The following is a 13,915-nucleotide window of genomic DNA, read 5'->3' as shown; positions in this document are numbered from 1 at the left end:
GCCTGCAATCGGTGAAGCAGCGTCTCAACAACGGGTACACAACCGTTCTTGGCATCTACGTCTGGTCCAACTTCGACAACATCGGAAACTACAATAACACCTACTGTGTTGCCGATAAGTACGGCTCCAATCGTGGAGGTCACGCTGTGACAATCGTTGGGTACGACGACAATCGCTCCACCCGCGACGGCTATGGTGCTTTCAAACTGGTCAACTCATGGGGTACCGGCTGGGGCGCAAGCGGGTATTTCTGGATGTCGTACGTCGCGGTCATGAACTCCGAACTCAGCCAGCGCACGGCGTACTACGTCTCCGACCGCATCGGCTACCAGCCGAAGATGCTGGGTCGGATTCGCGTAATGCACCAGGCCCGAGACTACATAGGCATTCGGATGGGTGTCGGACGTTCGTCCACGCCGCTGTGGTCTAAAGACTTCAGGTCGTGGCGGCGCTGTTTCGCCAATCAAGCCTTCCCAGCCAATAACATTGTCCTCGACATGACCGAAGGTGAACCATATGTCACCAGCGGCTCGACTGACTCGGTCTTTGCCGGATGCATTGACGACTACCCCGACGGTATCACTGGTACAATCAACTACTATTCCTGCCAGCACCTGGCATGGAATACGACCGCAGTTTCACCCAGTACGCCAGTCAGCATCCCTGACTACGGAACGTATGCCTATGCGCGTGCGCGTGTTACACGCGCAGGTCTTCCACCTGAACCAACCCTCGCTGCGCCACCAAACGGCAGTACTGTCAGTACATTCCGGCCCACAATGTGGGTCCAGCCGATTTCCGGCGTGGACTGGTATCACTTCGAACTCTACAAGGGCAGCACTCTCGTTCGCGACGGCTGGAGGCAGACCAATAGCTGGCAGGTTGACATTGACCTTGAGAACGAGCGTTACTACACTTGGCGTTGTCAGGCGCACAACTCAGTTGGGTGGGGAGGATGGTCCGGCTATTGGGGCTTTACAGTCCGTGTGCCAACTCCACCACCTGCCCCGACCCTCGCCTACCCTGCCTACGGCAGCACCGTAGTAACGGACCGGCCCACGTTCTGGGTCGAGCCAATTGGCGGAGTAGACTGGTATCACTTCAAGGTCTTAGACAACCAAGGCAGTTTTGTCAGAGAGGGCTGGTCGCAGACCAACGGCTGGCAGATTGACATAGGCCTCAGTAACGGGACCTACTGGTGGACCGCCCAAGCGCACAACTCGTGCGGATGGGGAGACTGGGCAAGTGGCTGGCCATTCACCGTGTCGGTACCACCACCGGTGCCGCCTGCGCCAACCTTGGCTTTCCCCCGTTGCGGTGAGACAATCGGCACAAACAAGCCCACATTCTGGGTCGAACCGATGAATGGGGTGGACTGGTACTACTTCAAGGTAGTAGATAGCAGAAACAACTTCGTACGCGAGGGCTGGTCGCAGACCAACGGCTGGCAGATTGACATCCTTCTCCGCAACGAGACTTACTGGTGGACTGCCCAGGCGCACAACTCCAGCGGTTGGGGACCACCAGCACCGGGTTGGCCATTCACCGTCTCGGTGCCGATTCCGCCTCCACCTTCACCAGCTGATCCACCAAACGGTGGCACGGTCAACACATGCCGTCCCACAATGTGGGTCCAGCCGATTTCCGGCGTGGACTGGTATCACTTCGAACTCTACAAGGGCAGCACTCTCGTTCGCGACGGCTGGAGGCAAACCAATGGCTGGCAGGTTGACATTGACCTGCAGAACAATACGACCTACTCATGGACCTGCCAGGCGCATAATTCCTACGGCTGGGGCGACTGGTTTGACCCGAAATGGACGTTCACCGTGGTGCAGAAGGACTCTGGCGACGGTCTGGCTGGCGGACTGCTCGGTGCACTTCCATCCAGACAGCCCCTCAGTGTTGTACCAAACCCGTGCTCAAGAATAGTGGTGATCCGATACACGCCTGCGGCCGCGGGCCCGGCGAAGCTACAGGTCTTCGACCCGGCCGGCCGGCTGGTGAAAACCCTAGTGGACGGTACGACCGATGCCGGTGAACACGAAGTAACCTGCGACCTCGGCGGCCTTGGCAAGGGGGTGTACCTCTGCCGGCTTGTCACGGGGGGCGAAGTTGCGACCGTACGCCTGATCAAGTTGGAATAGATATTATGATGCGCAGGTTAGGAATGCCGCAATCCATGCCCTGCCTGTTGCCAAGAAGGACCGATGACAGACCACATTGGTAGTACTAGCAGTGCTAGGAGGCTGACGGCATTGCAGCTTGTGGTCTTTGCCATATCATTGGCAGCGGTTGCGAGTCCGCTGGGGTCGCCACTTACCACTCCTTGTGACGAACTCGGAGAGACAACCCACGCAGTATGGCTGCCTGGAGGAGTACCAAGTGAGGACATTGGACTGTCCTTCCCTCGGACAGTTACCGGTGCTGTTGTCGCGACCGCAACAACCGGGCAGTTGCGCGAGTTGGTGAAACGTAACGTAGATTTCATGTTGCTCAGCTGCGACGAATATGCTTTCCATGTGACAGGTGCATGGGGAAAAGCCAACTTCTCCATAAACCCGACGCCGACCCATCAGAAAGTCGCACTGATAGCTGATGAAGCTGCTTACCAGATGTGTCAGTCCCGGCTCTCAACCTATGAACAGGATGTCGAGGCCCGTTTCGACGCAGAAATCACAATATACCACGGCACGTGGCCGACCGCAGAGTCGCTTCGCAGCTTCATCCGGAATTTGTGGCAATCGGACGGAATCACCGGTGTCATTCAGGTTGGCCACCTCCCCTATGCACTGTGGGAGTTCCCCTGGAATGAGGTTTGCCCCATTCCGCTGTTTCACGAAGACATGGATTGCACCTTCATTGACCGCGATCACGATGGGAAATATGACTGGCACACCTGGGGCGCGAATGACGGGCCAGAGTTGTGGGTTGCGCATATGCGGCCTGCGTCGGGCCGTCTCAGTGACCTGCTCGAATTCTTGGACAAGTGCCACAGCTACTACCAGGGAACCTTGCCTGTGCCGAAGCGGGCCGAAGTGTGCATTTGTCGGGACTGGGGAGGATGTGTCGCGCCCATGCGCGAGGCTTTGCTGCCAATTTACGGAGATTCCATCTTCACCCAAGGAGGACCGGGCATCCAGGTATCAGGTCAGACTTACCTTGATGAACTTACCCACGGGTACGAACTAGTAAACGTCTGGGTTCATTCTTCGCCTACGTTTCACCAGTTCGACATTGCGCCACATCAGTACGTGTACGACCAAGAGGTTCGAGCTCAGACCCCGGGAGGCGTATTCACGGTCGTCTGGGGCTGTCACGGAATGGACTGGAATGAATCGCCATCCCACTGCTTCGCCGAGTCCTACGTCTTCGGCAGCCACAACGGTCTCGCCGACGTTGGTGTGACCCGCAGCATCGGCACCGAGAGGACCGAGTGGCTCTTTGGGCTTCTCGGTCAGCTACCAAGCTTGGCGGAAGCCTACTTCTACTATCTTGACTCGCTGTATGACCCGGTGTGGATTCACTCCCAGTGGCCAAGCGACACGACTGAGAATTTCGTGTTCGATTGCGCTCTGTTCGGCAATCCTTTCTGGATTCCTGCTGGCCGGCCAGGTATTCAGGAAGCAGAACCGCGTGCCTGGACGTCTGCACATGCGCCCGTCATCTCCATCGTCCCGAATCCACTCTCAGAGAGAACGGAGATAGCGTACTACGTGTCAGCCGGCTGCGAAGTCAGTCTTGTCCTATTTGACCGCGCCGGCGGTCAAGTCTGCTGTTTCCATCGGCGTAAAGAGGAAGCTGGCTGGCACAGGGTGACTTGGGATCGACGAGATGACCTAGGCGCCAGGCTCCCGCCAGGCGTCTTTTTCTGCCGATTGCAGGCAGGAGAATACCAGGAGACGCGTAAACTGATAGTGGCCCACTAGAAGAAGCGACACTGCTTTCCTCCCTCTCACGCATTCTCGGACGATCAGAGCCGTTCTATTCAAGTCTAGCAAAGGTTCGCGCGACTCTTGCAAGAAGCAGTATGGGCACTTCGAGTAGTTATGCGCTGAAGGCAACCTGCAACCTTGACTGACAAGGATGCAACGTTACACTTCGCTGTCACATGCCTCTCGCTAGCAGATCAGAACTGCAAGCGTCCCATTGGGTTGACCCCTGAGTCCCGCCTCGCACATGCGAATAGCGGTTGACGCAACGGCGGCCCGTTCCTTGGGCCATGGCATAGGCACGTATGTCTCTGGTTTGCTCGCCGAGTTGCCCGCAGTCGAATCTGATAACCACTACATCGCCTACTTGTCGGGCCGCGCCTCAGACCGCCTTGCTGTCTGTAGCCAGTTCTCGAAACGCGTAAGCTTTCGGACCGTGACAGCATTCCGTCCCCTGAGAGTCATCTGGGAACAAATGGTTCTGCCGCTCGAGGTCAGCCGGCTTCACTGCAACGTTCTCTGGGGATGCCACAACACCCTACCAGCATTCAAGACGACTCCCCAAGTGGTCACAGTCCACGACATCGGTATGTTGGTATTGCCCCAGTACTACCCCCGGTCAAAGGTCGCCTATTTCCGACATGCAATTCTTGCCGCCGTGCGGCAGGCCGACATCGTCGTCTCCGTATCTGAATTCACGTCACTAGAGCTGCAGTCCCGGCTCGGCGTACCACGCAAGAAAATTCGGGTTGTCCAGAATGGGGTCGACGCCCAGTTCCGACCCGTCAACGAGCCGGAAAAGCTCGAGCGCGTCCGCCACGCATTGCGCCTACCCGACAAGTTCATCCTTGCACTCGGTGTCCCCGAACCCAAGAAGAACCTGGAATGCCTCCTCCGTGCTTTCGCCACACTCCGAGCTCAGCACGCAATCGAGCACAAGCTGGTAATCGGTGGCGCGCGTCGCCTGGGCTGGAAGAATCAACGTTTCTACGAACTGGCACAGTCACTCGGCGATAGTGTGATTCTGCTCGATTTCGTCGTCCAGGAAGACCTGCCGACATTGTACACGCTTGCTGACCTGTTTGTGTTCCCTTCTCTCTACGAAGGGTTCGGACTGCCACCACTGGAGGCAATGTCCTGCGGCACACCCGTTGTATCTTCGCACTCAGCCTCCCTACCCGAGGTGCTGGGCGACGCAGCTGTACTTGTTGACCCGAAAGATGAGCGACAACTAGCCGAAGCCATACTGCGTGTCCTAAGTGATTCCGACCTTAGTTCGCGACTGAAGGAACGCGGGCGCGTCAACGCCAACCGGTTCAGTTGGCAGCGAGCAGCACAGAGTCTGACAGCGGTGTTCAAGGAGGTAGCAGCCTAGCCATGCCCGAGATATCAATCATCATCTTGAACTACGGTCCCGTTGATATCGTTGTTCCCTGCCTCGCCCAGCTGAAGGTACACCATGACAGTGGGCTGGCTGAAGTGATATTCGTGGACAACGGCTCTCCCGGCTTCCCGGTCGAGGATTTTCGCAGCTCGTTTCCTTGGGTCAATCTTATCGCAAACAACAGAAACCTGGGCTTCGCAGCCGGCAACAACCTGGGCATACGAACTGCAAGAGGGCGCTACGTGCTGCTGCTGAACCCTGACACCCGGGTACCGGAAGAGGTACTGCCAGCCATGTTGCAGTACATGGAAAGTTCTCCAGGAGTCGGGGCAGCAACCTGTCGCGTCAACCTGGCCGACGGTAGCCTTGACCAAGCCTGTCACCGGGGCTTCCCAACTCCCTGGGCATCATTTTGCTATTTTCTTGGACTGGACCGTATTCTACCGCGGTCCCGGTTTTTCGGTGGATATCATCTCACCTACAAGGACCTGAATACGACACATGAGATAGATTCACCGAGTGGCTGCTTCTTTCTTGTCCGCCGAGCCGTACTCGACCAGGTTGGACTGCTCGATGAAACCTTCTTCATGTACGGAGAGGATATTGATTGGGCGATGCGTATCAAACAGGCTGGCTGGAAGGTCGTCTATCACCCCGAGGTCTCGATAATACACCTCAAAGGGTTGTCATCGGGCATCAAACACAGTACCGCTGGACAATCTGCTGCCTCGACTTCGGATCGACTGCGTGCTCACCATGCATTCTACGAAGCTATGCGCGTGTTCTACCGCAAGCACTACCTGAGACGGTACCCTGCGCCTGTAGGATGGGCAGTGCTTACCGCAGTAACCATCAAGGAAAAGCTGAGTCAACGCCGACTCCGTGTATAGCCCGCAAACATCCAGGAATACAGTATGAGAATAGGGGTTGACGCCGGCGCGCTGCGGCACAGACTCACCGGTATCGGCTGGTATCTATCGCGAGTCATTGAACACCTGCCCGCTGAAATCAAACAAGATGACGAGATTCTGCTTTACGCCTCTCGACCGCTGACAACCGTGCCAACAAGCAGACTTCCGCTTCGCCTCCGCACCGACCGTTCCCGGCTGCCGGGCACCTTCTGGCTACAGACCCGAGCTACGAGACTACTAAAACATGACAAGCCGGACTGCTTCTGGGGGCCGTCGCACTTCCTCCCTCTGTCACTGCCGGTCGGCATAAGGGGTGTTCTCACTGTCCACGACATCGTCCCCGTGCTCTATCCGCGTTCGATGGCCCGCTACAACGCGCTAGTTCATCGGCTGTATTTCCGGAAGTCGCTCACCCGCGCTGACGCGATAATTACAGTCTCCGAACAGACTAAGCGCGACCTCGTTGCCAGACTGGGAGTGACTGAGGCGCGCATCACCGTCGTACCAGAGGCCGCCGACCCCATATTCCAGCCTCTGCCGTTACCCCAGGTTCAGAATCGCTTAAGCGCAATGGGAATCGGGGACGAATACGTTCTGGCAGTGGGGACTATCGAACCCAGAAAGAACTACCCGCTTCTTTTCCGCGCGCTTGCCCGTTTGCCAGCCCGTTTCAAACTCGTCGTAGCCGGGAAGAAGGGCTGGAGGTACCGCCACATCCTGTCCGAGGTACACCGACTGAACATTGAGCATCGCGTCTCCTTGCTGGACTACGTAACGGTCGAGAACTTGGTCGCACTGTACTGTGGTGCGCTCTATGTGGTGATACCATCTGTCTATGAAGGTTTTGGTCTGCCAGTTCTAGAGGCTATGGCTTGTGGCACGCCGGTTTTGGCCAGCAACTGCTCAAGTCTGCCAGAGGTAGGTGGTGATGCGGCTGTATACTTCGACCCGACCTCAGTCGAGTCGCTGGTCCAACGGATGGTGGAGCTTGCAGAAAACAGAGTCCTGAGAAATCACTGCCGCGAGGCTGGCATGCGCCGCGCCCGCCTGTTCAGCTGGGACAAAACGGCGGAAAAGGTGATGGATATCCTCCGCAGCAGCCCTAGAACATAGTCCCAAGCAGCACCACTAGCATCGACACAGGAGCAAGTCGGCCGATCCATTTCTGCTCAAGCTACATCGCGGCCTGAACCTGCAGTGTGAGGACCTGCTGAGTTTCCCTGTTCTCAGGCAAAACCGAAGCCCGGCGTGAGTAGCAGTAGTTGAGCATGACCTTAAGCAAGTCTCCGGCCGCTAGAAGGTTGACTCCCCCAGTCACGCCCAGCACGTACTTATCCTCCGACAACAGTTCCACTTCGACTCGCCCAACCGGTTCCAACAACTGAAGAAATCCGCAGGCCGCTTGAACCTGGAATGAATTCCTTATTACACTACCCCAAACAGCGTGTTGCCCAGCCGCGAGGACCTGAAGCGGACCGCGCTCAAAAAGAGCTTCGGCCGCCGCATTCCAGAACCTGACACCCTCCTTGTAGTATCGCCCGTCGTATGCGCGACACGCGAACTGCAGACCGTACTGAGCCAGGGGCTTCAACGTGACGCATCCGCATACATCCTTCCAGTCATTCTCGTCTCCCCACGTGTTCCGGCCGTTGCCATTGACGACTGCTCCGGCCAACTCGAACAGCCCTGTCTTGTAGCTTGCCATCACACCAATGTCTCTCCCACCCCAAGGTTTCCAGTGACGTTCGAGAATCGAGTACTCAATAAACCTCAGTTCGCGTGGTGGTGTCCAGGCCTCAAACCCCAACGGAGGGACAAACTGACCCGCCCGCAAGCCGATGCCGTTCGGCCATCGCAAGTCCAAATAAAGGTCGTAGGGTGATACACCGGCAGCGTCGAAGTACATGCGCAGCGATGCGACCGGATGTACCTGGCTGCTCAGACCGACAAACATCGCCCGGCGATAGAAGTCGAACCGGCTGTTATGCAGACCGCCCCTTTCACCCTGCTGCCAACGGCAGCTAACCCAGAGAAGAGCATCGGCCGAGAGCCTCCCACCTGCCAGACTCACTTGCCCTTGAGCAGATAATCCCAATGCCAGCACAATGGAAACAATATATTTCATCATTCCTCGCATTCTTCCGTCGGCTCGGCAGCAGCGTCCAGGTGATCCACTGAGAAGCCGACTCTGCCGGCCGCCAGCTTACGAGATACTAGTGAGAGCTTCGTGTGTGTCAAATCAGTCAGGAACCTGTCTGACCGCCAAACAGGGTCCTCGCACTGGCTTGCGCACACACGCAACATCTCGAACTGTCGCAGCGGGGTCCCCGGAACTTGAGCGTCAGCACATGTTGACTATTATTGCTGTGTGAGACTGCTGATCAACGCGGCATTCGATACACGAACCACCGTTGGTATCACTCAGTACATAAGACACATGGTTGAGGAGCTCTCCCAGCTGTGTGAAGTTACAGTGCTTACACCGGACCCCAGCCTTCTTGCCACGCGCTGCGAGACGATTAAGGTTCCAGACTTCACCCGTTACAGCACGAGAAGGACAGCGTGGGCAATGACAGCACTAACTGGCTACTGCACCAGGCGGTACGATGCTCTTCTGAGCGTCACCCCAATCGTACCGCCTCTTGCGACGATCCCGACGGTGGCAACCGTCCACGACCTGATTCCCCTCATCATGAACCGGTCCCATCGCGGCCGGGACAAGGCCACATTCTGGCTGGGACTTCAGACGTTGCGCTGGGCCAATGCGGTCATCTGTGACTCCAAGAATACTCGCCTCGACCTGCTGAGGCTTAGACTGCTTCCACCGAAACGTATTCATGTGGTCACCCCAGGTCAAGGACTTCTGCCCTCGGTTGATTCAGACTGTAGCGGAAACAGTTCTGTCACAGGAATACTGCAACCATACATACTCTACGTCGGAGGACACCCTCCGCATAAGAATCTCGCCCGGTTACTTACCGCTTTTTCACGACTGAAGTTTCCTGAGGTAACTCGACTCGTCATCGTCGGATGGGGAACAAGCCAACATATCGCGGCAACAAAGGCAGTCATTGCCAAGCTTGGTCTGACCGATCGGGTAGTTCTCCTATCCGACGTGCCCGACCAAGAACTCTCCAAGTTATATCGCCGATGTACCCTGTTCGTATTCCCCTCCCTCTACGAAGGATTCGGTCTCCCAGTACTCGAAGCACTCGCGCACGGAGCACCGGTCGTATGCAGCCGGGCCGCAAGCATTCCCGAAGTCGCGGGTAGTGCCGCGCTTTACTTCAACCCACTCTCCACAAGAGACATCATCCAGACAATCCAGACCGTGATAGACAACACCCAGCTAGCAGACCAACTCCGCAGACTGGGGCCGAATCAGGCTAATAGGTTTTCCTGGGCACTGACTGCTAGCAAGATCTATGCTATCGTAAAGTCTGTGACCGAGTAACCGCTGACGTACTACGATCAACCCACGCGCGTGATCCTTCTTGGTCCAACTTCACTACCACAAGCGACAATCCCAGAAAGGTAGCAAACACAACGAGAGAGTACACAATCCACAAGAGGTAGTCAAAGAAAGAATGGGTCATATACGCTATCAGGAGGGCTGCCAAGCCTAGCGCCGGCCCCTTCAACTTCGTCTCCCGATCTGTACCTGCTATTCTGTTCAGGTTCACAACTGTCAGAAGTATGATAAGCAGAAAGGCAGCAAAACCAATAACTCCGATCCCCATAAGAAGCTCCACGTATAGATTGTGGGTGTGCCCAAACAGGACTTGGTTTGGACGATAGGAGAATGAAACATCCAACGGATCCAGAAAACGAGGAAACCCGTAGTCGTACTTTACCACCCCAAAGTTGTGCAGGCCAATGCCGAACAGAAGATTCTTTGGAATGATCCGGAGCGCCGTTTGCCACATGAAGACCCTGCCTAGCCACGCAGGGTCCCCGGCCTCGGTCTGAGTGAGTCTGGCTACAAAAGTAGCCTTGATTGGTTCGAGCAAAGCCACGACAAGGGGGATGGCCACCAAGAAGAAAAGTAGAATCTTGGTCCGCCGCGCCCTAATGAGAATGTATGCAAGACCAGCAATGGCACCAACCCAGGCGCCCCTTGACTTTGTGAGGATGAGACCGAGCACCAAGACCAGAAACGCAATACCAAGTGCTACCCTTCTGGCAGGTTTTTCCTCCAATACGAGCAGCCCCATTGCTAGAACCGCCAACATTGCTAGCGAACCCCCAACCTCGTTCAGGCCCACCGCAACCGACTGAAATGGCATCGTCATCCTCTTCCCGATGGCCCCATAGGCTGCTGGCAGCCAAACCACACTGGCAACGGTGACGATTAGTATTACCGAGTATATGACCTTCACAAGACGTCCCTCATCGCTGAAGCAACCTGCCAAGTACCAGACGGCAAGACCTGACAGCAGGAACGTCACAACACCGGTTATCAGTCCAACATTGAGAAGTCCCCTTGCCCCCGCAACAAGTGTTGAAACCAGCAGAGCAACAGCGAGTACCAGAAAGAGAGAACCGAATGGTATAGGCAGGCCCTTCAGTCTGACATCACCAGCGCCCACCAATCGAAACGACAGGTTAGCCACAACATAGGCAAGCATAAGAAAGACGACATAGACTGTATTAAGACCTGGACTGCCAGGCAGAAAGCCAAGCCCGGCCAACGTCGCCGCAAGTACAAAGAAAGTCGTGGCGTACGATTCGTGGCTCAAGACGACAACCAACGTGCCAAGTAAGAATGGTAGAAAAAGGACCATAACTGACACAGCTACGTCAGCGGTATTGGACAGCAGCAAGTAATAAGCGATCAGAACTACCGCTTGACAAACCAGCAGGACCAGCAGTCCGTATTTTCCAGGAAAACTTGTCGAGTTGCATCTCTCACCGAGTCCAGCACTTCCACGAAGCTGAGCGAAGCAGGAACCCAGTCTCGACCAAGGCCGCACGATACTACTCCTTGCCGAGCACGCGACGTAGGAGAAGGACGTCGGCTCGGTCGAAACCGCGCAGCATGGTAAGCAGCAGTATATAGACAGACAAACCGACAGCGACGCTGACGAGGACGTGCAATTTGGCGAGCACCCATGCCAGTGGCGCTACCAGAACCGCCGCAATAAGACACCGGCCCCAGCAACCCGCAAGTTGACGTAAGTCCGCTCGCGCAGCGGTCGTGCGCTGGGCCACCGTCAACATGACCGTGCCGGTGAACTCGGCCGCGGTAATTGAAACCGCTGCTCCGATACCACCGGCCAGCGGTATCAGGAGGAAATTCAGAAGAACATTGACGCCCAGGCCAACTGCCGATTGCAGCATTACGACCCCGGGCCGATCAACAGCATACAGGTAGTTACTGAGCATCGAGTTCAGCGAGGCCAACCCGCCCCACCATGCAAGTACGCGTAACATGGCAACTGAACCTACGTATTGGCCGCCGTAGATGAACCGGACAAGCGGTCCAGCAAGCACAAGCCCGAATACGGCAACCGGAACCGCCAGTATCATCACGTATCTAAGCGACGAAGTAATCCCTGCCTGCAGGCGCTGGGCAGCACCCTGGTGAAGCCGCGACATCACCGGGTACATTGCTCCGGAAAAGGCAAACGATAGGAATCCAACACCAAGTACAAGCCGGAAGGCGGCGCTATAGAGTCCGACTTCACTGTCCCCCTTGAACTTGGAAAGAAGCGCGGTTCCATTCCAATAGTACAGTACAACGAACACCGAAGCCAGGCCGAAAGGGAACGCAGCCCGCAGCATCCGCACCATCGTTCGAAGTTCAAGCCTCAAACTGGGTGCAACCAAGACTGCGGCACAGACCACCGCGGACGCGAGCGCGGCAGCGAATCCGGCGCCAACGTACAACCAAGCGTAGCGCAGGGTAACAGCCGCACCCCTGCCCAATAGCACACCGCCGGTAATCAGAGTGCCGGTTTGCAGCATCCTTGTAAGAGCGGTGAATTCCATGCGTTCGAACCCTTGGAAGATGAAGCTATAGTAAAGCGCGACCGCACTGGTAAGTATGAACAGGCTCGTGACTCCTACGACTGCGACCGTCGTGCTGGGATAACCGAGTAGCCGGACAGTCAGCGTCACAATGCCGATAAGGAGAACAGAGACCGCCACCTTGATTGCCAGGGCGTTACCGATGTAGCGACTCGCAACAGATGAATCTCTGGCGATCTCCCGGGCAGCCAGAAATCCCAACCCTAAGTCTGAAAAGACCGAGAACATAGTCGTAAAAGCCAGAGCAAGAGAAAAGATGCCGAACTTCTCGGTACCGAGGTGACGGGCAGCCAGTGCAAAAAAAACAAACACCATGACCTTGTTGGCAACATCCGCCAGGGCAAGGTAGGCGGTATTTCTGGCGACCCTGGGCGCGGCCAAGGTCGGATGGTCCCGGTCAACACCGGGGTCCGGATTCATTTCAGACGGTCTTGCCAGCGTCTGCCCGCTTAGGACGACGAAGGAGCTGAACAATCTGCGCGCCGACCTCCTGCCATCCTGCGTACTCCTGGGGCCGAGTCACGCTGAGGTGGTGAAAATACTCCGACACTAGTGCAAAGGCAATACTGGCCAGAAGGCTGAAGCACAAGACCGCAAGGGTAATGACCAATCGCCGCGGAAAACTGCGTTTCTCTGGTGGCACTGCATAATCGAGGACCGTAATTGAAGGGGTATCGCGAGCTTCCAGGATCTTGGCATACTCATATTGCTGGTAGAGCATCGCGTAAGTCTCTTCCTGAATCTTGAGGTCCTGGTACCGACGCAGAAACTCCGCCGCGACGCTTGGCAGACTCTCGAAAGGGACGCCGAAGCCTGCGCCGAATCCTGTCCTGGACCCTCCCCGCTCAAGTTTCTTGAGTTGATTCTGAAAAGCATCAACCTCTCCCCTGAGACTTGTCGCATATGGGTTCTCAAGCCCGCTGACTTCTTCGACCATGCCCAGTTCGGCCTGCCTCAGGTACAGCTGAGACTTGAGCTTGGCGTAGGCTTCAACTGCCGCCTTTGTCTCATCGTTGACGGAGACGGTCTTATGGCGCTGCTGGAATGCTTCGAGCGATTCTCGCGCCACCGCCAGACTGCTTTCAACTTCTTCTACCCGGCGTTCCAGAAACAGCCGCATGTTGCGGCCCCGACTGATGTTGGAGTGACGCAAGAAGTCGTCCAGCTCTTCGACGTAAGAATTGGCAATTGCCGCGGCAAGCGCTGGAGTCTTGGCATCCACCCTGATCTTCACGATGCCGTCGTCTGAGACGCTCAGATTCGTCAACTTGCGAAGGGTCTTGATGGCACTCTCGATGCTGTTCTTCTTTATCCGATAGTGATAAATGATACTGCAACGTTCGACCACCTTCTGCATCACGCTGCGGCTGCCCATGATGCCAACCATCAGGTCTGATGGTGTTGATCCTCCCAGCATACTGCCTAAACGCAGCCGGCTCAGCCGGCTGGTGCCAAACCCACTGCTTCCCAGGATTGACGACATCCCAAGCATGTCGTCTTCGGGTGGAGGAAGGAGCTGGGCGACGGCGGTGAAGCGTTGCGGAAGAATGAAACTGATCACCACTGCCAGAACGGTCATGACCAACGTGTTATAGAAAATAAGTCTGCGCCACTTGATGACAACGCGCAGATACTGCAACAATCTATTCACGTTGCAA

10 protein-coding genes are annotated in these 13,915 nt (G+C 56.2%); 6 read left to right on the top strand and 4 right to left on the bottom strand.

From position 1 onward, the window contains the following. The 5 genes from ABIL25_01210 to ABIL25_01190 form a co-directional block, all read left to right on the top strand. Window positions 1-2,147: T9SS type A sorting domain-containing protein (locus tag ABIL25_01210; protein ID MEO0080894.1), on the top strand; the 2,147-nt coding region annotated here is incomplete at its 5' end. 111 nt (window positions 2,148-2,258) lie between these two features. Then, complete coding sequence (locus ABIL25_01205) at window positions 2,259-3,929, top strand: hypothetical protein (GenBank protein ID MEO0080893.1); 1,671 nt, start codon at window positions 2,259-2,261, stop codon at window positions 3,927-3,929. A 250-nt stretch (window positions 3,930-4,179) separates the two neighbouring features. Further along, window positions 4,180-5,307, top strand: a complete 1,128-nt coding sequence (locus ABIL25_01200) for a glycosyltransferase family 1 protein (GenBank protein MEO0080892.1) — start codon at window positions 4,180-4,182, stop codon at window positions 5,305-5,307. 2 nt (window positions 5,308-5,309) lie between these two features. After that, entirely contained in the window at window positions 5,310-6,206 is an 897-nt protein-coding gene (locus ABIL25_01195) for a glycosyltransferase family 2 protein (GenBank protein ID MEO0080891.1), read from the top strand. Window positions 6,207-6,230: 24 nt separating this feature from the next. Then, window positions 6,231-7,340: a glycosyltransferase family 1 protein gene (locus ABIL25_01190; protein ID MEO0080890.1), complete on the top strand. Its 1,110-nt coding sequence runs from the start codon at window positions 6,231-6,233 to the stop codon at window positions 7,338-7,340. Window positions 7,341-7,401: 61 nt separating this feature from the next. Here ABIL25_01190 and ABIL25_01185 read toward each other — a convergent pair whose 3' ends face one another. Then, complete coding sequence (locus tag ABIL25_01185) at window positions 7,402-8,355, bottom strand: hypothetical protein (GenBank protein MEO0080889.1); 954 nt, start codon at window positions 8,353-8,355, stop codon at window positions 7,402-7,404. 240 nt (window positions 8,356-8,595) lie between these two features. Here ABIL25_01185 and ABIL25_01180 point away from each other — a divergent pair, with 240 nt between their 5' ends. Continuing rightward, window positions 8,596-9,681 (top strand): glycosyltransferase family 1 protein, encoded by a 1,086-nt coding sequence (locus ABIL25_01180; protein MEO0080888.1) that lies wholly within the window; start codon window positions 8,596-8,598, stop codon window positions 9,679-9,681. On the opposite strand, the gene ABIL25_01175 is transcribed toward ABIL25_01180, so the two are convergent. The 3 genes from ABIL25_01175 to ABIL25_01165 form a co-directional block, all read right to left on the bottom strand. After that, window positions 9,656-11,011 carry an O-antigen ligase family protein gene (locus ABIL25_01175; GenBank protein MEO0080887.1) on the bottom strand — a complete coding sequence of 452 codons (1,356 nt, stop codon included), beginning with the start codon at window positions 11,009-11,011 and terminating at the stop codon, window positions 9,656-9,658. The two genes, ABIL25_01180 and ABIL25_01175, sit on opposite strands and share 26 nt — an antisense overlap. A 193-nt stretch (window positions 11,012-11,204) precedes the next feature. Continuing rightward, window positions 11,205-12,677 (bottom strand): flippase, encoded by a 1,473-nt coding sequence (locus ABIL25_01170; GenBank protein ID MEO0080886.1) that lies wholly within the window; start codon window positions 12,675-12,677, stop codon window positions 11,205-11,207. A gap of 1 nt (window position 12,678) precedes the next feature. After that, window positions 12,679-13,908 carry a Wzz/FepE/Etk N-terminal domain-containing protein gene (locus ABIL25_01165; protein MEO0080885.1) on the bottom strand — a complete coding sequence of 410 codons (1,230 nt, stop codon included), beginning with the start codon at window positions 13,906-13,908 and terminating at the stop codon, window positions 12,679-12,681. Window positions 13,909-13,915 lie beyond the last annotated feature (7 nt).

The organism is candidate division WOR-3 bacterium (assembly GCA_039801365.1).
Lineage (GTDB): Bacteria > Hydrothermota > Tepidihabitantia > Tepidihabitantales > Tepidihabitantaceae > JBDRUN01.
The sequence above is the reverse complement of the archived record's forward strand: the minus strand, read 5'-3'. Positions and strand labels throughout refer to the sequence as shown.

Excerpts from the sequence above, each read along its gene's own strand:
- ABIL25_01200 (MEO0080892.1), top strand. The coding sequence starts at position 4,180 with ATGCGAATAGCGGTTGACGCAACGGCGGCCCGTTCCTTGGGCCATGGC.
- ABIL25_01195 (MEO0080891.1), top strand. The coding sequence starts at position 5,310 with ATGCCCGAGATATCAATCATCATCTTGAACTACGGTCCCGTTGATATC.
- ABIL25_01190 (MEO0080890.1), top strand. The coding sequence starts at position 6,231 with ATGAGAATAGGGGTTGACGCCGGCGCGCTGCGGCACAGACTCACCGGT.
- ABIL25_01185 (MEO0080889.1), bottom strand. The coding sequence starts at position 8,355 with ATGATGAAATATATTGTTTCCATTGTGCTGGCATTGGGATTATCTGCT.
- ABIL25_01175 (MEO0080887.1), bottom strand. The coding sequence starts at position 11,011 with ATGGTCCTTTTTCTACCATTCTTACTTGGCACGTTGGTTGTCGTCTTG.
- ABIL25_01170 (MEO0080886.1), bottom strand. The coding sequence starts at position 12,677 with ATGAATCCGGACCCCGGTGTTGACCGGGACCATCCGACCTTGGCCGCG.